Source organism: Amycolatopsis sp., from assembly GCF_036008905.1.
Classification (GTDB): Bacteria; Actinomycetota; Actinomycetes; order Mycobacteriales; family Pseudonocardiaceae; genus Amycolatopsis.
This window is the reverse complement of record NZ_DASYMU010000085.1, coordinates 1-20,355: the sequence shown is the minus strand read 5'-3', so window position 1 is coordinate 20,355 and position 20,355 is coordinate 1. Positions and strand designations below refer to the sequence as shown.

19 protein-coding genes are annotated in these 20,355 nt (G+C 67.7%); 5 read left to right on the top strand and 14 right to left on the bottom strand.

What is annotated here, in order from left to right; genetic code table 11:
- Positions 1-68: 68 nt before the first annotated feature.
- From istA to VGP60_RS16080, 3 genes are all read left to right on the top strand, one after another.
- A complete protein-coding gene (gene istA / locus VGP60_RS16090; protein ID WP_327548810.1) occupies positions 69-1,604 on the top strand; it encodes an IS21 family transposase in 1,536 nt (511 codons plus the stop codon).
- Positions 1,601-2,389: an IS21-like element helper ATPase IstB gene (gene istB / locus VGP60_RS16085; RefSeq protein ID WP_037347384.1), complete on the top strand. Its 789-nt coding sequence runs from the start codon at positions 1,601-1,603 to the stop codon at positions 2,387-2,389. The genes istA and istB overlap by 4 nt, the downstream gene beginning before the upstream one ends.
- 131 nt (positions 2,390-2,520) lie before the next feature.
- Positions 2,521-3,294, top strand: coding sequence for an alpha/beta hydrolase (locus VGP60_RS16080; protein WP_327548809.1), 774 nt, complete (start codon positions 2,521-2,523; stop codon positions 3,292-3,294).
- 216 nt (positions 3,295-3,510) lie between these two features.
- On the opposite strand, the gene VGP60_RS16075 is transcribed toward VGP60_RS16080, so the two are convergent.
- From VGP60_RS16075 to VGP60_RS16040, 8 genes are all read right to left on the bottom strand, one after another.
- Positions 3,511-4,416, bottom strand: a complete 906-nt coding sequence (locus tag VGP60_RS16075) for a D-isomer specific 2-hydroxyacid dehydrogenase family protein (protein WP_327548808.1) — start codon at positions 4,414-4,416, stop codon at positions 3,511-3,513.
- Between the two features lies 1 nt (position 4,417).
- Positions 4,418-5,863: a dihydroorotase gene (locus tag VGP60_RS16070; RefSeq protein WP_327548807.1), complete on the bottom strand. Its 1,446-nt coding sequence runs from the start codon at positions 5,861-5,863 to the stop codon at positions 4,418-4,420.
- Positions 5,860-6,663, bottom strand: a complete 804-nt coding sequence (locus VGP60_RS16065) for a hypothetical protein (protein ID WP_327548806.1) — start codon at positions 6,661-6,663, stop codon at positions 5,860-5,862. The genes VGP60_RS16070 and VGP60_RS16065 overlap by 4 nt, the downstream gene beginning before the upstream one ends.
- A gap of 37 nt (positions 6,664-6,700) precedes the next feature.
- Positions 6,701-8,308 (bottom strand): ABC transporter permease, encoded by a 1,608-nt coding sequence (locus tag VGP60_RS16060; protein WP_327548805.1) that lies wholly within the window; start codon positions 8,306-8,308, stop codon positions 6,701-6,703.
- On the bottom strand, positions 8,305-9,132 hold the full coding sequence (locus tag VGP60_RS16055; RefSeq protein WP_414640360.1) for an ABC transporter ATP-binding protein: 828 nt from the start codon (positions 9,130-9,132) through the stop codon (positions 8,305-8,307). The genes VGP60_RS16060 and VGP60_RS16055 overlap by 4 nt, the downstream gene beginning before the upstream one ends.
- Before the next feature lie 18 nt (positions 9,133-9,150).
- Positions 9,151-10,239, bottom strand: a complete 1,089-nt coding sequence (locus tag VGP60_RS16050; RefSeq protein WP_327548803.1) for an ABC transporter substrate-binding protein — start codon at positions 10,237-10,239, stop codon at positions 9,151-9,153.
- Between the two features lie 97 nt (positions 10,240-10,336).
- Positions 10,337-11,233: a 2-hydroxy-3-oxopropionate reductase gene (locus VGP60_RS16045; RefSeq protein WP_327548802.1), complete on the bottom strand. Its 897-nt coding sequence runs from the start codon at positions 11,231-11,233 to the stop codon at positions 10,337-10,339.
- A 352-nt stretch (positions 11,234-11,585) separates the two neighbouring features.
- A complete protein-coding gene (locus tag VGP60_RS16040) occupies positions 11,586-12,335 on the bottom strand; it encodes an IclR family transcriptional regulator (RefSeq protein ID WP_327548801.1) in 750 nt (249 codons plus the stop codon).
- A gap of 421 nt (positions 12,336-12,756) precedes the next feature.
- Between VGP60_RS16040 and VGP60_RS16035 the strand changes: the two genes are divergently transcribed.
- Entirely contained in the window at positions 12,757-13,254 is a 498-nt protein-coding gene (locus VGP60_RS16035) for an ATP-binding protein (RefSeq protein ID WP_327548848.1), read from the top strand.
- A 674-nt stretch (positions 13,255-13,928) separates the two neighbouring features.
- On the opposite strand, the gene VGP60_RS16030 is transcribed toward VGP60_RS16035, so the two are convergent.
- The 5 genes from VGP60_RS16030 to VGP60_RS16010 all read right to left on the bottom strand — a co-directional run bounded on the left by VGP60_RS16030 (position 13,929) and on the right by VGP60_RS16010 (position 18,797).
- On the bottom strand, positions 13,929-14,567 hold the full coding sequence (locus VGP60_RS16030) for a helix-turn-helix domain-containing protein (protein WP_327548800.1): 639 nt from the start codon (positions 14,565-14,567) through the stop codon (positions 13,929-13,931).
- 110 nt (positions 14,568-14,677) lie between these two features.
- Entirely contained in the window at positions 14,678-14,965 is a 288-nt protein-coding gene (locus VGP60_RS16025) for a hypothetical protein (RefSeq protein ID WP_327548799.1), read from the bottom strand.
- 134 nt (positions 14,966-15,099) lie between these two features.
- Positions 15,100-16,569: a hypothetical protein gene (locus VGP60_RS16020; protein ID WP_327548798.1), complete on the bottom strand. Its 1,470-nt coding sequence runs from the start codon at positions 16,567-16,569 to the stop codon at positions 15,100-15,102.
- 24 nt (positions 16,570-16,593) lie between these two features.
- A complete protein-coding gene (locus VGP60_RS16015; protein WP_327548797.1) occupies positions 16,594-17,307 on the bottom strand; it encodes an alpha/beta fold hydrolase in 714 nt (237 codons plus the stop codon).
- 536 nt (positions 17,308-17,843) lie between these two features.
- On the bottom strand, positions 17,844-18,797 hold the full coding sequence (locus VGP60_RS16010; RefSeq protein ID WP_327548796.1) for an AraC family transcriptional regulator: 954 nt from the start codon (positions 18,795-18,797) through the stop codon (positions 17,844-17,846).
- Positions 18,798-18,841: 44 nt separating this feature from the next.
- Here VGP60_RS16010 and VGP60_RS16005 point away from each other — a divergent pair, with 44 nt between their 5' ends.
- Positions 18,842-19,723, top strand: coding sequence for an NAD(P)H-binding protein (locus tag VGP60_RS16005; protein WP_327548795.1), 882 nt, complete (start codon positions 18,842-18,844; stop codon positions 19,721-19,723).
- A gap of 140 nt (positions 19,724-19,863) precedes the next feature.
- On the opposite strand, the gene VGP60_RS16000 is transcribed toward VGP60_RS16005, so the two are convergent.
- Positions 19,864-20,067, bottom strand: a complete 204-nt coding sequence (locus tag VGP60_RS16000; RefSeq protein WP_327548794.1) for a hypothetical protein — start codon at positions 20,065-20,067, stop codon at positions 19,864-19,866.
- Positions 20,068-20,355 lie beyond the last annotated feature (288 nt).

Below are 20,355 nucleotides of genomic sequence, written 5' to 3'. Positions count from 1 at the left end.
TTCCCCGGGGACGGCCAGATATCTCCCCGGTAGATCATCCGGGATGTCGTGCGGCAAGGCTGCGTGACGTGAAGAGCAGCAGGGAGATCATGGAGATCCTCGAGGCGTATGACCTCACGGGGAGTTACCGCGCCGCGGCCGAGCTGGCCGGGTGTGACCACCACACCGTCGCGCGGTACGTGGCCTTGCGGGAGGCCGGCGAAGCGCCGGTCGCGCGGGAACATCGGGTTCGCCCGGTCGACGAGTACTTGCCGAAGATCGAGGAGCTGGTGGTGCGCTCCAACGGCAAGGTGCGTGCGGATGTGGTGCATCGGCGGATCACCGCGATGGGTTTCACCGGCGGCGAACGCACCACCCGCCGTGTGGTCGCGCAGGTCAAGCAACGCCTGCGGGCTGGGCAGCGGCGGGTGTTTCGGCCGTGGATCGTGGAACCGGGTCTGTGGTTGCAGTGGGATTGGGGCCACGGCCCGAAGATCGCCGGACGGCAGACGCAATTGTGGTGCGCGTGGCTGGCGTGGTCGCGGTTTCGGGTGGTGATCCCGGTGATGGACAAGACCTTGCCGACGATCGTCGCGTGCCTGGACACCACGCTGCGGCGGATCGGTGGTGTTCCGACGTATGCGTTGACCGACAACGAGAAGACGGTGTCGGTGGACCATGTCGCGTCGATCGCGGTCCGCAACCCCGACATCGTCGAAGTCGGCCGCCACTACGGCATGACGATCCGCACCTGCGTGCCGGCGGACCCGCAATCCAAGGGTGGGTCAGAGGCGACGGTGCGGATCGCGAAGGCAGACCTGGTACCCACCGACACCAACCTGCTCGACGACTACCGCAGCTTCGGTGACCTGGAAACAGCCTGCCGCGAGTTCTGTGAGCAGGTCAACGAACGCCCTCACCGCGAGACCCACCGCCGCCCGATCGAGGCACTCGCGGAGGAACGCCAGCGGCTGCATCCGTTGACCCGTAAGCCTTTTACGGTCGCGTTCGGCACCACCCGGCGAGTCAACTGGGACGGCACCGTTTCCGTTGAGGGAGTGCGGTATTCGGTGCCGCATCCGCTGGTCGACACCCGGGTCTGGGTCCGGTTCCACGGCGACGACCTCATCGTCACCGCGATCGACGAGAACGGCCCGGCCGAGGTCGCCCGGCACGCCCGCTCAACTCCCGGCAACCCGTCGATCCAGGACGAGCACTACCCACCCCGCCCGGATCACCACGGTGACCGCACTCCGCGGGCCACCTCACCGGAGGAGGCCGCGTTCCTGGCGCTGGGCAGCGGCGCCGCGGCGTGGTTGACCGAGGCCGCGGCCACCGGCGCCCGCCGGATCCGCCCGAAGATGGCCGAGGCAGTCACCCTCGCCAAACTGCACCCGGCCGCCGAGGTCGACCAGGCGCTCGGGATCGCCGCGATCGCCGGCCGGTTCGCCGAGAACGACCTGCTCCGCATCCTGACCCACAACACCGGCCGTGACGCAGGCGAGCCGTCACGGGCCAGTGAGAACCACAGCCTGCAGCCGGGCACCTCGGCCTGGTCGAACTTCGGCCTCCCCGCCCGCGACGTCTCCACCAGCGACAACGACTCTGAAAGCGACCTGTCATGACCTCTGGACTGCGCATCGCCGGCTCCGCCGGCGACCCTCTCGCCGAAGCCGTCGCGCTGACGAAACGGCTGAAACTGCCGCACCTGCGACGCGCGCTGACCGACCTGATCCCGACCGCGAAGGCGCAACGCTGGGACCCGGCCGAGGTCGTGCGGGTGCTGCTCGCGGAGGAAGCCGCCGGGCGGGACGCGGCGAACCTGCGGACCCGCCGCAAGCGGGCCGCGTTCCCCGCGGGCAAAACATTCGGCGACTGGGACGAGCAGGCGTCCTCGATCGCGCGGCCGACGCAAGACTCGTTGAAGACTCTGGAATGGGTTCGGAACAAGGAAAACCTCTGCATCTGCGGCCCATCCGGCACCGGGAAATCGCACTTCTGTGAGGCGCTGGGGCAGGCCGCGATCGAGGCGGGGTTGACCGTCGCCTGGTTCACCATCGAAGACCTCGGCGCGCTGGTCCGCCGACATCGGGTCGACGACTCCATCACCCGCGCGCTCGCGCGGCTGATCCGCACCGACCTGATCATCATCGACGATATCGGGCTGCTGCCGGTCAGCCCGGACGCGGCTGAAGGGTTCTACCGGCTGGTCGACGCGGCCTACGAACGGCGGGCGCTGGCCGTGAGCTCGAACCTTCATCCGTCAGGGTTCGACGAGATCATGCCGAAGACCTTGGCGACCGCGACGGTCGATCGGCTGCTGCACCACGCGCACGTCGTTGTCACTCAAGGTGACAGCTTCCGGCTCGCTCAAGCCACCTCAGGACAAGGGGTGAGGCCGTTGCACTGATCAAACCCAACCAAGGCGGGGAATTAACTGGCCGCCGTTGGGGAGAACCACGTGGCCGCCAGCGGGGAGAACATCTGGCCGCCTACGGGGAGGAAAAACTGACCATTGACACTCCCGAAAGGCAATAACCTGTGCATTCGTTACGTTTCACTCTGGAGACATCGTCGCATGGTGTCGTCGAGTGTGACTTCACCCTGGGTGAAGTCACCGGCGTGCTCTGGTCGCCCACATCCGGCTCCGAGCACGCGCCCCTGGTGCTGATGGGTCACGGCGGCGGCCTGCACAAGAAGACACCGGAGCTCCTGGCCCGCGCACGCCACTACGTGACCACCCACGGTTTCACCGTGGCCGCCATCGACGCGCCCGGACACGGCGACCGCCCGCGCACGGTGGAGGACGAGCAGGTCCGCGCCGACCTCAAGCAGGCCATGGCGGCGGGCGAAACCCAGCGCGTCGAGTCGATCACCGTCCGGTACGGCACCGCACTGGCGCAGCGTGCCGTGCCGGAATGGCAAGCGACCCTGGATGCCCTCCAGCAACTGCCGGAAATCGGCACCGAAGCGCCGATCGGCTACGGCGGTGGCATCACGTTGGGTACTGGGATCGGGATACCGCTGACGGCGATCGAACCCCGGATCACCGCCGCGATCTTCGGCGGTGGGTTCGTCGTGCACGAGGCCCTGATCGAGGCGGCGAGGCGAATCACCGTTCCGGTCCAGTTCCTGCTCCCGTGGGACGACGAGCACGTCGACCGCCAATCCGCTCTCGCGTTGTTCGACGCCTTCTCCTCGAAGGAGAAGACGTTGCACGCCAACCCGGGCGATCACCGCAACATACGCTGGTACGGACTCGACAACGGATTCCTAGCCCGCCATCTCGGCCGGGTCGACACGTCACCGGCCTGACCTGAGCGGTATCGGCGTCCGGCTCCGCATCGGGCCCGATACCGCTGTCGCACCTCGTCTTTGGTCGAGGATCTGTTGCCGCAGTGCGAGCCTGCGGCGGAATGCACCGGCATCTGCGCACAATCGCCGCCAGCCTGTCAAAGGCCGCAGCCGAAGCGCCGGTTCGGCGGCAGCGCGACCTCTGCCGCGTCGCCGCCGGACCAACGGGCGCACGCCCTAGTAACCGATGCCGGTGTCGATCACTCCTTCCAAGGGCCTGCCAGCCAGGAAACGCTCGGTGTTCTCACGAACCCGCTTGGCCAGTTCGGGCAACAGCAGGCTCTCGCTGTTGGCGGTGTGCGAGGTGATGACGACCTGCGGCTCCGTCCACAGTGGATGGCCGTCCGGCAGCGGTTCGGGGTCGGTGACGTCCAGCGCGGCGCCGCCGATCCGGCCTGCTTGCAGGGCTGCGACCAGCGCGTCGGTGTCGACCAGGGTGCCCCGGCCGACGTTGATCAGCCAGCTGGTGGGCTTCATCAGCGCCAGTTCGGCAGCGCCGATCATCGACCGGGTCTTGTCCGTGGCAGGGGCCGCGAGCACGACGTAATCCGCGTAGCGCAGTGCGTCGGGCACGCCGCTGGGGTCGACCGAAGCGTGCGCACCGGGGACCTGGCGGCCGGAGCGGGTCACCGCCAGCACCGTCGTCCCGAGGGGCGCCAGCATGCCGATGAGCGCCTGGCCGATGCCACCGGAGCCGATGATCGCCACCGTCGCCCCGCGCAGGGTCGCCGGTGACGAGTGGGTCCAGGTCCGTGCCCTGGCCTGCTCGTGCAGCCGCCGCGCCCCGGTCAGCATCAAGGCCAGGGTGTGCTCGGCGACCGAAGGCGCGTAACAGCCCGCCGCCGAGCTGAACACCCTGTCGCCGTTGACGATCCCGGCATCCAGCCACGGCTCGACACCGGCGTTGGGCAGTTGCACCCAGCGGATCCCGGGGTGGGCCATCGCGGCGAACTCCTTCGGCGATCCCCCATACCAGATCACCGCCGCCGCATCCGCCACCGAGGTTATCCGCCCGCCGGCCTCGCGTACGGCCCCGACCAGTTCTGCCGCCGGCCGGGGGCCGACGAAGATTCCGTCGCCCACGTCAGAACACACCCACCGCGGCGCCACGGAACCGGTTGTTCAGCATCTCGCCCCGGAAGTCGGGGTTGGGGAACTTGCCGTCCTGGTACACCACGGTTCCGCCGCACACGGTGGTATGCGGCCAAGCCCGCAGCGTCATGCCCTCGTACGGCGAATAGTCGACCGCTGAGTGCAGCTCATCCGCGCGGATCTCGCGCCGCCCCTCCTCGAGGATCACCAGGTCGGCATCCGCGCCCAGGGCGACGCGGCCCTTGCCGGGCAGGCCGAACCGGACGGCGGCGTTGCGCGAGGTGAGGGCGATCGCCCGCTCCATGGTCATCCCGCGCTCGTACACCAGGTGGGTGAGCAGCAGCGGCAGCATCAGGCCGATGCCGGGCAGGCCGGGCTTCGCGCTCTCCCACTCCTGCTTGGCCGCGCTCGGCCAGACGTTGTGATCGGAGCCGAAGAAGTCGATCTCCCCGGCCAGTACCGCCTCCGTGATCGCCTCGGCGAGGTCCGGGTCCCGCAGCGGCGGCGCGACCTTGCCCTCCGGCCCGATGTCCGACGCCGTGGTCAGCAACATGTAGTGCACACACGACTCCAGCCCGGCGCCGGAGTAGCCGAGCGCCCGCCGCGCCCTGATCGCCTCGAGGCTGGACACGTGCACGATGGAGACCGGGCAGCCGGCTTCCTCGGCGAGGTACATCGCCGTCCACGCCGCGTCCCCTTCGGCGATGGTCGGGCGCGACCGTTCCCATCCGGCTAGTGAGTCAAGGCCGGCGGAGGACTCGTGCCGCATGCAGTGGTCGACGATGTCGCCGTCCTCGGCATGTACCAGTGCCTGGGCGCCGTGTGCGGCGATCTCGCTGAACGCGATCCGCATCTGAGCGTGGTTGAGGCTCCCGATGCCGCCGAGGTTGCGGGCCTCTTCACCCCGGTAGGGCATGAAGATCTTGAAGGTCCGCAGGCCCTCGACGACCGCCTGCGGGATCTCGGCGACCTGGTCCATGTCCATCAGGCAGCCGTGGAAGCACACGTTCATCATCGACTGGCCGGTGGCGGTGGCCAGGCTGGAACGGTAGGAGTCCAGCAGCGACGGCGGACCGAATTGCACGTAGTTCAGCGCGGTGGTGCAGCCGCCGGCCAGCGCGCCCCGGCTCTCCACCGCGAAGTTGTCGTCCGGCCCCAGTCCTGGGACGTGGTTGAACTCCGGGGCCCGCTGGTTGATGTGCGAATGCGTGTCGATGGCGCCGGGGATGACCCACCTGCCCTCGGCGTCCACTGTCGTCTCGGCCGGACCGAGGTCCTCGTTCCGGTTGGCCAGCGCCACAATGGTGCCGGCGCGGACGGCGATGTTGTGCAGTTCGTTGTCATCGGTCGAAAGCCGCGCGTTCTTGATGACCAGTTGCAGGCCGGCCGGGTCTCCCCCGTCGGTACCGGGGAGTTGGCTGCGCACTGTCGATGTCACGAGTGATCCGTCCAATTCTGTTCGAGGTAGTCCGATCGGAGGTATCGATCGGACAGCTGTTCACGTTGCCACGCCTCACGTTCCGCCTCGGGCACCGCGCGGTACTCCCGCCACAGCAGGCCGATCGCGACTCCCGCGTACAACTGGTAGTCGAGGATGTGAGAAAGCTCCTGGCTCTCCAGCAGGGTTCGTGCCTCGGTGTGGACAAGGGTGCGCGCCGCCAGGGCCGTGAAGTCGGCGAAGGCGGCGGTCTCCACTTCGGCTATCTCGTCGAGGGACGGCCGGCCTGCTGGGCGCTCGTCGACGTAGGTCACGAGCTCGTCGTAGAGGTCCAGCCATTGGGAGCGTCGCGGTTCGTCGAGCCAGAGCGCGGCGACGAACAGCATGAGTGCGTGATGGCGGATCATGCTGTATCCCAGCTCCCGGCCGCGGAGCTGGATCTGCAGTACGTCGTTCGTGAGCGACATCTCCAGCCGGCTCTCGTCCTCCAGCAGCGCGGCCAGTTCCGGCCGGCGGCTCAGGACCGGCGCGTACGCCGCCCGCAGCAACTCCAGGAAGAAGGACCCGGACGGCAGGTGCCGCACGCGGCGCGGTTCGGCGGCGGGATCCAGCCACGCGAGCATGAAGTTGCCGTAGAGCCAGTCCTCAGTGGAATCCACCCGGCCGGGCAGCACGGTGGCCTGGTCGGCGACCGGGCCTGCCAGCTCGAGCAGGGGGGCGGTGTGCCGCTGTGCCTTCGCCACCCACGCGTTGGCCTGCTCTTCGCTGATCCGGCTGCCGCCCCACTCGTTCATCACCATGCTTCTCCTGTGTTTTCTGTGTTTTCGACGGCGCCGCTCATTGTGCGAGCCGTGCCAGCGCTGCCGACTCCAATGTCGACAGCAGTGCATAGAACAACGCGGTGACCATGGTCAGCACGGCCAGCGCCGACCAGAGCGTCAGGTACTCCGAACTGCCGATGCTCACCGCGACGACGTTGCCGATCCCGGATCCGGTGGCCAGGATCTCCACCAGCACCGCACCGAGGATCGAGCCCGGCAGCGCCACCCTGGCACTCGCGGCGAGCGCTGGAACGGCGTAGATCATCCGAACTCCGAACATCGACCGGAACCAGCCGAGGCCATACACGTGCGCGAGCTCGATCGCCGGCTTGGGCACCGCCCTCAGCGCGGCGAGCACGATGACCAACGTCGGCACGAAGGTCACCGCACCGGCCAGTACCGCGACGGTGAGCAGCCCCCGGCCGAAGATCAGCGCGATGATCGGGGTCATCGCCACCAGTGGGACCGCGCGCAGTGTCATCACCAGTGGCAGGAACATTCCTTCGAGCACCGGCGAGCTCAGGAACAGTGCCGCCGTGATCACCGCGGCGGCGGTTCCCGCGAGGTAGCCGATCCCGGCGTCGCGCAGTGTCCCGAGGAGCTGGCCGACGATCTCGCCGAGTTGACCGCCGCTGCCGTCCGTGCCGGAGACGAGATAGGTCCAGACCTGGTCCGGCGTTTTCGCCAGGTAGGGGTTCAGGCCCATTCCTTTGACCAGTCCGAACCACAGCAGGATGACGACGGTGAGCGAAACGACCGCCCGCACCGGGCTCCACCACCACCCGCCGGCGCCGCGGGCACGCACCGGAGCCGCGCCGTTGAACTCGGTGGAAGTGTCCGTATAGGACAGTCGCCGGGCGACGGCGCCGATGGCCAGATACGCCAATGTGGACAGTGCGGTGGCCTCGATCGCCACCGCCCACGCCCGCTCGACGTTGAGCGCCTGTTGGGCTTGCACCAGCTGCGCGCCCAGACCCGTGTCACCGCCGAGATACTCGCCGATCATCGCGCCCACCATGGCCGCCGGAGCGGCGAGGCTGAGCGCGCCCGCGATCGGCACCACCGCGGCGCGCAGCTGGACCCGCAGCACGGTGAAGCGACGCGACGCTCCGCTGACGTGGGCGATCTCCATCGCACCCTTCGGTGCGCTCTCCAATCCCAGCAGCGTGCCCAGCAAGGTCGGGAAGAAGACCGACAGCCCGGCCATCACCACCTTGGTCTGGTCCGGGTCGAAGAGCACGATGAGCAGCGGTGCGACCGCGATCGTCGGCGTCGAGTAGGTCGCCATCGCCACCCTGGTCAGGATGATCCGCAGCGGCGGCGCGACGAGGCAGACACCCGCGACCGCGAAGGCGACGAGGTTGCCCCAGAAGAATCCCTGCGTCGCCTCCCACAGCGTGGTCTGGACGTGCACCACGTAGAACCCGTCGGAGACCAAGGCATCGACGACGTCGGGGATGGTGGGCACGACGTGCCGGCCCGCGGCGACCGTCACCGCGATCAGCTGCCAGACCGCGAGGAGGATCACGATGCCGGCGACCGGGGAGAGCCATTTCCGCGACAACCCGGCGAGCTGCACCACGCCCGGCCGGCCTACCGGGCGCGCGACCTCCACGGCACTCACGAGATGCCGTCCGGTTCGGCCGGTGCCTGCGCCGTCCGGCCCTCGAAGAGCACCGCGCTGAGCCGGTCGGTGTAGCCGTGGAACTCCGGCGAGCGCAGCATTTCCGGTGTCCGCGGTCGCGGCAGGTCGATCCGGACGGTCTCCACGACGTGACCGGGCCGGGGTGCCATCACCGCGACCTCGTCGGAGAGGAAGACCGCTTCGGCCACCGAGTGGGTGACCATCAGCGTGGTCGTCTGCCGCTCCGCCCACACCCGCAGCAGCTCGAGGTTCAGCCGCCGCCGGGTCATCTCGTCCAGCGCGCCGAACGGTTCGTCGAGCAGCAGGAACTGCGGTGAGTGCACGAGCGAGCGGGCGATCGCCACCCGCTGCCGCATGCCACCGGAGAGCTGCGCGGGTTTGGCTTTCTCGAATCCGGTCAGCCCGACCAGCGCGACCAGATCCCGTAGCGCACTGTCCGGCAGCTGGCGGCCGGCGGCTTGCAAGGGGAGCTTGAGGTTGTCGACGACGCTGCGCCAGGGCAGCAACGCGGAGTCCTGGAAGGCGATCCCGAGGTGGTGGTTTCGCCGTGCCACCGAAGGCTTTTCGCCGTGCACCAGCACTGTCCCGCTCGACGGCTGCTCCAGGTCGGCCAGGATGCGCAGCATCGTCGACTTCCCGCAGCCGCTCGGCCCGAGCAGGGACAGGAAACCGCCTTGAGGCATCCGCAGATTCACCTCGGACAGGGCGACGACCTTCTCCCGGGCGAGCACGAACTCCTTGGTCACGTCACGGACCAGCAGGCCCGCGTCGGGGGCTTGGTCGGTGTAGGGCACTGAACTCATCGTGTCCGCGGACATCCGTTACACCGTCGCCTTGCCCTGGTAGACCTCGTTGAGAATGTCCCGGGTGAACATGGCCGGGGTAGCCTCGACTCCGCCGAGCTTGAGCGAGTTCACGGTGCCCGCGATCAGCTCGTCACTCATCCAGAACAGCCCGTGCGCCTTGGTGTCCGCGGTCTGTGCGACGTCGATTTCGGACTTCATCGCCATGTTCTGCTGGGCCAGGTCGAGCTTGAGGTCCTTGCCGTAGGTGTTCACCGCGAGGTCCGCGGCGGCCTGCGGGTTTGCCAGCGCGTCGCTCCAGCCGAGCGACTCGCCCTGCATCAGCGCGACGACCTGCTTGCGCTTGGCCTGGTCATCGAGGCTCGACTGCTTGACGATGTAGCACTCCTCCATGAGCGGGTACCCGAAGTCGTCGAGCAACATCGTGTAGGGCTCGACATTCTTGATACGCAGGAAGTTCGGCTCGTTGCTGTAGAAACCCATGATCCCGTCGAGCTCGCCGGTGGCCAGCGGTGTCGGATCGGATTGCAGCGGCACAATGGTGAAGGTCGACTTGTCCACGTTGACCGCCTTCAAAAAGGCGGTGAAGACCGGAAGGTCGAGGGCCTGCACACCGATCTTCTTGCCCGCGAGCTCCTGCGGCGTCTTGATCGGCTTGACCGCCCGCGAGATCAGCACGAACGGGTTCTTCTGGAAGCCCGCGCCGATGATCTTCAGGGCGGCCCCGCTGAGGATGGCCTTGACCGCCTGCGCGGTGTGCGTGATGCCGACCAGCGCGCGACCGGACACCACGACCGGCTCGACGGTCAGGTTCGGGCCACCGGGCAGCAGGTCGACCTCTAGCCCGCGCTGTTTCCAGTACCCCTTCGAGTCCGCGAAATAGCTACCCGCGAACTGCACGTTCTTGATGAAGACCAACTGCAGCGCGACCTTTCCGCTGCTCGTGTCCGCGCCCGCACTGCCGGAGGAGGCGCCGCACGCGGCCAGCAACGAGCCCCCCGCGACGGCCGCGGCACCGCCGCCGAGCACCTGGATGAATCGGCGCCGCGACAGCCCGCCGAGGGCTCGCTGGGGGTCTCTCGGGCCGCTGGTGGCTTTACCTGGCATTTCTACTCACTCCTATGCGTGACCCGGCTGACCGACTTTCGGGCGTACCGGCGGCGGATTCGGCCCGCGCTGTTTCGGGCGATGGGGAATTTCGGGGTCAGGCCTTGATTCGAGCGGGCGACCGGCCGGCCAGCTCTTCGACGAGCAGCAGCAACGCGGTGTGGTCGAGATCGCCGTGCCCCTGTGCGCGCACCGCACCCATCAGCTGGGCGGCATGTGCGCCGAGGGGGATGGCGACGCCCATCTGACGAGCCGCGGCGGTGACGATGCCGAGGTCTTTGTGGTGCAGATCGACCCGGAATCCCGGGGTGAAGTTCCGGGCGATCATGCCTGGTGCCTTGCGGTCCAGGACTGTGCTCCCGGCGAGACCACCGGCGAGCACCCGGACCGCCGCTTCCTGGTCAACGCCGTGCGCCTGCAGGAACACCAGCGCTTCCGCGACCAGTTGGACCGTCCCGGCGACGATCAGCTGGTTCGCGGCCTTGACCGTCTGACCGGCACCGGCCGGCCCGACGTGGACCACCGTTGTGCCCATCGCCGCCAGAATCGGCCTGGCTTCCTCGACGTCGTCGGCGACACCGCCGACCATGATCGACAGGATTCCTTCGATGGCTCCCGACTCGCCTCCGCTGACCGGGGCGTCCAGGACGCGCACGCCCCGTTCGGCACCCGCCTCGGCGAGCCTGCGACTGGTCTCCGGCGCGATGGTGGAGCAGTCGATGTGCAGCGTCCCGGCCTTGGCGGTCGCGTAGATGCCCTCCTCACCGAGTGCGACACCTACCACGTCCGCGCTGTCCGGAAGCATGGTGACGACGACGTCAGCGTTGGCCGCGGCGTCGGCGACGCTGTCGGCACCGCGTCCGCCGCGCTTGATCAATCGGTCGACGGGCGGACGGCTTCGATTGAAACCGACCACGTCATACCCGGCGGCAACCAGGTTTTCGGCCATGGGCGCACCCATGATTCCGAGCCCGACAAATGCGACTGTGGACATCAATTTCTCCACTATTCGGTCATGCGGATCAGAAATGAATCGAAGACCCCGATCCACAAACCCGGCTGAATCAACTTCGAACGTCCCGCTACCCGTGACGTGGCCACCATGCCTCTCGGTCCGCATAGCGGAACGCTCGGTTCTCGATGCGGAACAGGCTAAGAAAGCGCGCGTCGACCAGTCAAGGCTTCATGGCCGGATTTACCTCGAAGTAACGAGTCTTTAAACCAGGACCGGAGACGCGACTGTCCGGCTGCCCGGCTGCCAACTTCGTTGCCACGCAGGGAAACATGAGCGTCATGTACTCGGACGCTTTGTCGCGTTTGGACCCGGCCCGCAGCCGTGGACCAGGTCAGTCGACGACGGCCGACCGGACCAGGTGGAGCTCTCCGGCCAGCTTGCCTGCCGCCAGCGACAGGATGGGCACCGCGCGCTGGATCAGGTCGTCGGTCATGCGGGTCAGTGGCGCCGAGATCGACACGGCGGCGCGCATCGGCTTACCCGGCACCGCGACGGCCACGCACCGTACTCCGAGCTCCTGCTCTTCGTTGTCGGTCGCATAGCCTTGTTCACGGACCAGGTCCAACTCGGCGGAGAAGGCCATCGGGTCGGTGATGGTGGCCGGCGTGTACCGGGGCATCCCCGCTCGCCGGACGATCGCCTCCGCGTGGTCCGGCGGGAGCTCGGCCAGCATCGCCTTTCCCGCGGCGGTGCAGTGCGGCAGATTGCGCCCGCCGACCTCGCTGACCATGCGCATCGCGTGGCGCCCGGCCACCTGGGAAACGTCGACGACGTGGTCACCATCGAGCATCGACAGGTTGGCGCTTTCTCCCAGCTCATCGACGACCTGCTGCAGATGCGGGGTGGCCCAGAGTCCGAGCAGCCGGCTGGAGGCGTCGACGAGGCGCACCAGCCGCGGGCCGAGTGCGTAGTCGCGGGATGGTTCCTGCCGGACATATCCCAGGGTGACCAGCGTGCGCACCAGCCGGTGGACCGTCGGTTTCGGCAGGGCGACCCTGTCGGCCAGCTCCGACAACCCGACCCGGCCACCGGCGTCGGCCATGGCCTCGAGCAGCTCGAAAGTGCGTTTGATGGAATGCACGCCGGAGGCCGAGCGGGTCGAACTAGCGCCATCGACTGGGCTTTGATCCGGCACTGGCTGCCTTTCGGAGTAACGACTGGACCCGTGTGTCTCCCGGCCCCCGAATGCGAGAAAGACGAAACCCCAGCCGCGTGGCCTACCTCAAGGGCTACCGTGACGGTACTGGGGTCTTCGAACACCACTATACCTCCACGACCCGACGGTGCCCGCCGGGCGGAGCAGAGCAAAGCCGCGCCACGCGAGCATATCCGGCTGACTCACCCCGTTCATCACGGACAAATAGGGCCTCCCCCGCCGGGCAGCAGCCCGAGATCTCCGAGTTGCCCACCCCCGAGGTCACCGACGGCACCATCCTCATCAAGGTCAAGGCCGCCGGCCTAACCCCATCGACAACGGCATCGCTGCCGGCGTGCTGGCCGGAATGACGCCGCACGAGTACCCGGTCGTGATCGGCCGGGACGACGCCCTGCCGTTGGTGCCGGGCACACCTGATCGACAACACCATCCGGTACAACCACGCCGCGGTCACGTCACGGTCACCACGGGAACGACGGCCGCACAGGCCTTCCTGCGCATCGCGAACACCGGCCCGCCGATCGTGCCCGGCGAGGCCGACAGGCTGCTGGAACCGTTCGTCCGCGGCGAGGGCACCCGCACCGACGACGGCGCCGGCCTCGGCCTGTCCATCGTGCGCGCCATCGTCCTCGCCCACCACGGAGAATCTCCACCGCCACCCGCCCGACCGGCGGGCTGGACATCACTATCCACCTCCCCGGCCCGCACCGATCCTGAACCGCGCAAACCAAGGCGTCTGGTCCGAACAAGGAACCGTCAGGCACTCCGATCGTCACAGTGTGACCGCCTCTGCCATAGTGACCCACCAGTCGGCAAACCCGGGTCCCGGACGGCCACGTTTTGACCGACACGGTCACGCCCCAGAAGCAACCCTGACAACCGTCCACATAGGGCCCACCCGGGGCTCCATCCGGGCTCCGTTGCCGACACACAAATACCGGCCAGCCGCATTCCGCCCCGCACTAATAGTGCACGGAACGATACTGCGCGACAGTAGATGAAAATGAAACCTCTGACTTTTAATCCGTAGGCCACAGGTGCTCCTCGAACAGCACCTGCCCGGGGTGTTCGCAACCAATTTCGCGGCGGCTGGGGGAACGGGCTGTCGCCCTCGACACGGAGTTTGTCGAAACTTCTCACCAGCTGCACAGGTGGACGATCTTCTCGACAACCTCGCCGCGGGTGGCGTTCAGGCTGGTCCGCGGCCGTTTCGACCGGTCCCGCAGCCCTTCGGCGATCTTCCGCCAGAAGCGCTGCCGTCCTGCCGGCGATTGACCGGCGGTCGTCCCGGAGACTGAAGCGGTGGGCGACCAGCCGCAATCGCCGCACGTGCCTTTCCTTGCGCCACAACATCCTCCATGACGGAGGTGTTGCGACGACCAGTTGAATCCGCCAATTACACATCAGCGCGGTTCGGGGAGACGCTGACATCACTCACAATCCGGCAATCCGTCGGGCGTACCGCAATCTGCTACGACAACAGCCGAATTGCGCCACAGCAACTAATGGCTCCACTCCCTAGGTCGCGGCGGGGAACTGTTTCAGGAGCGAAGTGGCCGCGGCGCGGACGTGCTCGGTGACGCCGTCCATCTCCTCCTCGTCGAGGAACACCGCGGCGGCGAGGAATTCCCGGAACACCGACCAGCCCAGTATGAGGGCCGCGTAGGCGGCCACCGCATGCCGGGGATCACCCGCACCCACCGGGCCGACTGGCTCCGCGTCACCGACCTTCGCGACCAGTCGGTGCAGCGCACCCGACTCGAAGCTGCGGCGGGTAGCGGAACGCCCGCTGAGTGTGGCGCGGGTCAGCATTGTCACGAAGTCGCCCCGGTCGAGGAGCGCGTCGAACAACGCGCGGGCGGCAGGGTCCGCATCCTTGCACTGGTCCACCACCCCCGCGAAGAACTCCGCCTCCTGTTCCAGGACGGCGGCCAGCAGTTTGTCCTTGGTTCCGAAGTAGCGGTGCACAAGGGCGTGGTTGACGTTCGCCATTTCGGCGATGCGTCGAATCGGCACGGATTCCGGGTCCTGCTCGACAAACAATGCCCGCGCGGCCGCCAGGATGCGCTGCGTCGCCTCGGCCCGCCCCTGCTTCTGAGTTGACGCCTGCTTGTCGGACGAATCCGGCGTGCCGTGCGCATCCGGCGGCTCGTTCAATCCGTGGCCTCTCGACGCTCGATCGACGTCGCACGTCCTTGGGGAGTGGACAGCCAGCCTGAGGCCGCACGATCCCGCCAGCATACCGGCCGCCCGCAGGCCCGCGATGCTCAGCCGAGCAAACCGTTCGCCGGAGTGAACGGGTCCCGGAGTCCGAGTTTCTCCAGGGCCGGCAGCACGTCGGCGTTGAAGCGCTCGATCCCGTCGTAGTAGTCGACCCAGGTGAGCAGCACGCCGTCGATGCCTTCCTCGGCGAGCAACGCCAGCCGGTCCGTGATGTGTTCGGCGGTGCCGACGAGCGAGAATCCGCCCGCGCCCGCGGTGAACCGGAGGCGGAAGGTGGCGAGTGCCTCGGGCGGCAGGAGTTGTGCCTGCTCGGCCTGGAGCTTCATCCACACGTCGACACTCTCGACGTCCTCGTACTCGACGCGAACCGGTGCAGGTACGCGTCCGCCTCTTTCTGGGTGTCCCGCTGCACGACGTAGGTGTGCGCCCAAACCTTTCTGGATCTACTCGCCGCGGTGTGGGTGGATCAGTGGCGGCAGTCGGTGTCGGCAGCGCCGGCAGGGTTGATCATCTTCATGTAGAGGTGGTGCCAGCGGCGACACACCTCGAGTTCGGCCCTGGTCCAGGCGGCCGGGTCTTGGGCGTAGTCCCGCCAGTAGTCGCCGTCGATGTTGATCCCGGGCACAGCCGGAATCCAGTCCTCCGCCAGCAGCAGGTCGGGGTCGCCGTACTTCTCGGCCAGGCGGCGGATGTCCGGATCGTCGAGCGCCTTCAGCCGCCCGTCCTCGATCAGGTTCTCCTTGGCACCACCCGCGCCTTCCAGGGTCACCGTCGGATAGTTGAGGTGGACATGCCAGTGCCCGATGTTGGGCAGCCCGGCCAGGGTGGCCTCGGTCTCGGGTGCGCTGGAGATGACCGAGCCGTACCCGATGTGCACGATGCCCGAGCGCATGCGTTCGTAGAGGGCACAGTTCCAGCCCAGCAGATAGTCCTTGCGGGGCCGATGGATCTTCGGGTTGGTCCCGATCGACGCCTCCCACCATTTCAGCAAACCCTTGCCGGGCATGCCGGGATACTGGACATGGGCGGTCTCCTCGGCGATCCTGCGCAGCTTCTCGCCGAACAGACCGCCGCCCTCGATGTCGGTGACCGAACTGTTCTCGATGGTGAGCTTCATCCACGGGAACGGTCCGATGTGGTTCATCGTGCCGGCGACGACGCCGTGCCCGTCCTCAAGCCCTTCCGGCAGCAGGAAGTTGGGCTTTCCCCAGATGTGCCCGGGGAGGTAGGTACGGCCGTACGCCGTGTTCTGCGGATAGAACCGGGCGATGTGCTCGGCGTTGAAGTACTGCCGATCCTTGTCCCAGTACTCCGACCGGCTGGTGTAGCGGAGATCGGTGCCCTCCGGGTCGGTGATGTGGACCGCGCGGCCCTCACGCATGCGGTCCCATGTCCAGCGGTCGATGGCGGTCAGCAGCTCGGCCGGGAAAGTGTGCGCGGCCGACGCCGTCATCTCCGGCGTGATGAACGGGAACCGCTGCACCTTGATCCGCCGCTCGGACAGGATCGGGCCGCCGTAGCCCCAGATCACCTTGTCGTAGGTGCCCTCGTCGTCGAGGCGCTCCCACTCCGCGAACGACTCCGCGAGCTCCTTGGTGATGTCCTTCATCACCTCGATCTCGTCGTGGCCCTCGAACCACACCGGCGGGCCGGGCCGCTGGACGTTGACCACCTCGTATTGGCAGCCGAACTTCTCCAGCGTCCGCACGGCGGCCTCGACGCAGATCGGGTCGTGCCAGGAGTCCACCCGCAGCAGCACGCGCTCGCCGGGCTGTAGGTCCCAGGCCGCCCACAGCCCGTTGCTGAACGGCCGGCGCGCGACCGACTCGAAGAACGGCAACAGCTCCTCGGCGCTCGTCACGTCACGGTAGTCGGGGCAGCGCGGCGGACGGCTGGGCAGCGGGATGTGTACGGTCTTGGTGGCGGGATCGGACATCGTTCGCTCTCCTCTCGTCGAGTGTCAGGACACTCGAAGGATCGCCTCGGCGAGTTCGCGGGGGCGGGACAGCATCGCTTCGTGCGCGCCGGGGCTGCTCGTCACCTTGGGATCGGTGAGTCGCGCGGCGTTCGCCTCGTACTTCTCCCTCGGCACGGTCACGTCGGCGTCCAGGTAGACATACGAGGTCGGCACGCCGGACGTCGCGAATGTGGGCAGCCGCAGGGGTTCGGACATCGAGATCTCGGGGCTGGGCGTAACCCGCTGGTACCACCGCAGCGCCTCTTCCGCCGGGACGTCGTTCATCAGCCCCGCGCACCACATCTCCGGTGCCAGCGGGACGCTGCGGTCCGGTGTGGACTCGGCCGCGGCCCGCAGCGCCGTCGACAGTTCCTCGGGCAGCACGTCGTAGATCCGCTCACCGTCGTTGAGCACCCAGGCGTCGACGAACACCAGCCGGGCGAACCGGGTGGGCTCGGCCTCCCGCAGCAGTTGGATGATCGGCCCGCCGCCGCTGTGTCCGACCGCGACGATGTCGCGCAGGTCCCGCCGGGCCAGCTCGGCGATCACCGGTGCGGTCATCTCGGCCAGCGTGACCGCGGCTCGGTCGACGTCGTCGTCCACGAATCCCGGCAGGGTGGGGGCGTACACGTCGTGGCCCTGTTCCTCGAGCACGGCCTTCACACCGTCCCAGCACCAACCACCCTGCCAACCGCCGTGCATGAGCAGGAATCGCATCGGAAACCCTCCGAGTCGAGAATGTGGGCAGCCGCGATCAACGCGGATGACGTGGATAACTGACTCCCCTCGCGAAGCCGGGCCGGCAAGGCGGGAAAAGCTGTTCCGTCCCCGAATACGCCGTGCGGGCGTATCCCGAACGGCCTCTCTCGCGGGTGTCCGATCGAACACCCGTGCAACAGGACCAGCCGAGAGTAACCCGTGGTTACACGGATCGGCAAGAGATCCCGTACCGCACATCACCACCCAGGCCCACCCCGACCGATGCGCGTTACGCTCCCGATCCACACCTGACGGACACCGCACGATCGTTGAGCTCCCGCGCGATACCCGCGGCACTTCGGCCGGTCGCCCGTTGCTCGAACATCCAACGAACCCACACCGCGGTGACCGGATCAGGATCCAGCCGGTGCACCCGTCGGCCCCAGTGGGCATGCGTGCGATTCGGATGCGCACCACCGTCAATCAGCCGATACCCAAACGGCGGGCGGCCACCCAGGAACCGCCCCTCACACACGTCTGCGCCCGAACACCCTTCATCCGGCGCGAACTCGCGGAGCGACCTCCGACCGGTGCTCTGTAGGGGTGATGCCGCGGCGGCGTTTGAACGCGACACTCAAGGCGAAAGTGTTGGCGTAGCCGACTTTGCGGGCGATCGAACCGACGGTGGTGTTCGTCTCGCGAAGGAGATCGGAAGCCAAGGCGATCCGCCAGCCCGCGAGGTACGACATCGGCGGCTCTCCCACCTGGGCGACGAACCGGCGAGCGAACGCGGCGCGGGACACCCCGACCTCGGCCGCCAACGTCGCAACCGTCCAGGGGTGCGCCGGATTGTCGTGGACCAGCCGTAAGGCGTGGCCGACGACAGCGTCATCCAGTTCGCGGTACCAGACCGGCGCGCGTGACTGGGGACGGTCGAACCACGCCCGCAAGGTGGAGATGAGGATCAGGTCGAGCAGCCTGTCGAGGACCGCTTGCTGGCCTGGGCGATCGCGGGCGATTTCCGCCGCCACCAGGTCCAGCATCGGGAAATGGTTGTCGCCGTCCCGGACGACCAGCGCCTCGGGCAGCACGTCGAGCAGTCTGCCGCTGATCCCCGCTTTGCCGTCGTAGGCGCCGCTGAGCAGCAAAGCGGACCCGTCCTCGGCCACGCCGCAGGTCCGTGCCGACAGCGCCGGCCCGTCGTCTTGCACCGCGCGGACCGTCCGAGTGCAGTAGTCCGCGCTGGTGATGACGCGCTGCGGCGCGATGGTCGGGTCGTTGGAGACAGTGTAGGGCGCGGGACCGCGGACGATCGCGATGTCCCCGGCCCCCAGCAGCACCGCTTCCCCGGCGGCGGGAACGATCCACGCCCGGCCCCGCAACATCGTCACGAGCGTCAACTGCGCCCCGCTCGCGAACCGCAGCGACCACGGCGAACTCAGGATCGACTGCGTGATCAAGGCTCCCTTGGCCCGAACTCCGTCCAGCAGATCCGCGAGTGTGTCCACCCCGTCAATATAGACGCACAGACATCGAACCGAGCGCCCTAACCATGGATCGTCTCGCGCCGGGCAGCTTGACTGGCCGTATGACTCAGCATCCCATTCTGATTACTGGTGGTACGGGCAAATCCGGTGCACGGGTCGTGTCCCTGCTCGAGAAGAAAGGTGTCCCGGTCCGAGTGGGCTCACGCTCCAGCGAGCCACGCTTCGACTGGACGGACCGCGACACCTGGGACGTCGTTTTCGACGGGGTCAAGACCGTCTACATCGTGCCCTGCGACGGCGAACAGCTCACCCGACCGTTCATTCACCGCGCCGAGGACCTCGGCGTGGAACGGATCGTCCTCCTGTCAGGACGCGGGGTGGACACACCCGGGTACGCAGGCGAAAACAGCATCGCCGGCAAGACCCACATCGACGGCGAAGACGCGGTACACAACTGCCGCCTCGAATGGACGATCATCCGTCCCGCGTGGTTCGCGCAGAACTTCAGCGAAGGCTTCTTCCTGGAGGCGGTCCTGGGAGGCGAACTCCGACTCCCCGCGGGCGACGGCGCGGCCAGCTTCGTCGATGCCGAGGACATCGCCGCGGTGGCGGTCGCGGCCCTCACCGAGGACGGGCACACCGGACAGACCTATGAACTGTCCGGTCCCACCGCCGTGACGATCGGCGAAGCCGTCGCGGAGATCTCCGAAGCGATCGGCCGCCCGGTCCGCTACGTCTCGGTACCCAACGACGAGTTCGTCGCCGAACTCGTCGCCCAAGGCTGGACGGCGGCCGACGCCGAGGACTACGCCGACGCCGTCGGCCCGATCCGCCGGGACATGGACAGTCACCTCTCGGACGGCGTGCAACGCGCACTCGGCCGCCCGGCCCGTGACTTCCGGGAATTCGTGAAGACCGCCGCAGCCTCGGGAGCCTGGAAAGCTTGATCGCAGGACACCGATCCGGCGCCGCTGCCATCCGGTTCAGACCCGGATGGCAGCGGGCGGAGAGAAACAGCAGGATATCGACAGATAATGCGCACTGGGGGCAGGGCGCCGCTCGATCCGCGATTTCACGATTTATTTCGTCAACGTGGACGGACGGCGCCGATATCACCGTGGCGAATTCGGCGACGGTGATTTTTTCTTTGTGTCGTGAGGTTGGGATAGTTGTAGTACTCGCCTACGCCCACCGATGCGTCGTACTGGGTGACGAAGTCGATGAACAACAGCTCGCGGCAGCGCCGAGGTGCGATGTGGGCTTGGACCAGTTGCACGGCCAAGCCGGGCATGTCACCGGCATACCTGCACCCATCATTGTCGTACCAGGAGGCGAGCGCGTCCCCAAGCGCTGCCTACCTGAGCGCCGGATGCCCGCGGTCCACTGTCCGACGACGGCCCGCGGGCAGGTTTCGACGACGAGGATGTCGTCGCCTGGTGACCACGGAGGCTGGTGGCGCTCGCCTGGGTGCGGTGCGCGGGGCGGCGGCCGGGCAGGCTAGTTTGCTCGGGTGAGTCTCCTCGATGATGTGGCCGAGCGCGACGGCTGGCGGTGCTGGGTGTGCGACGAACCGGTCGAC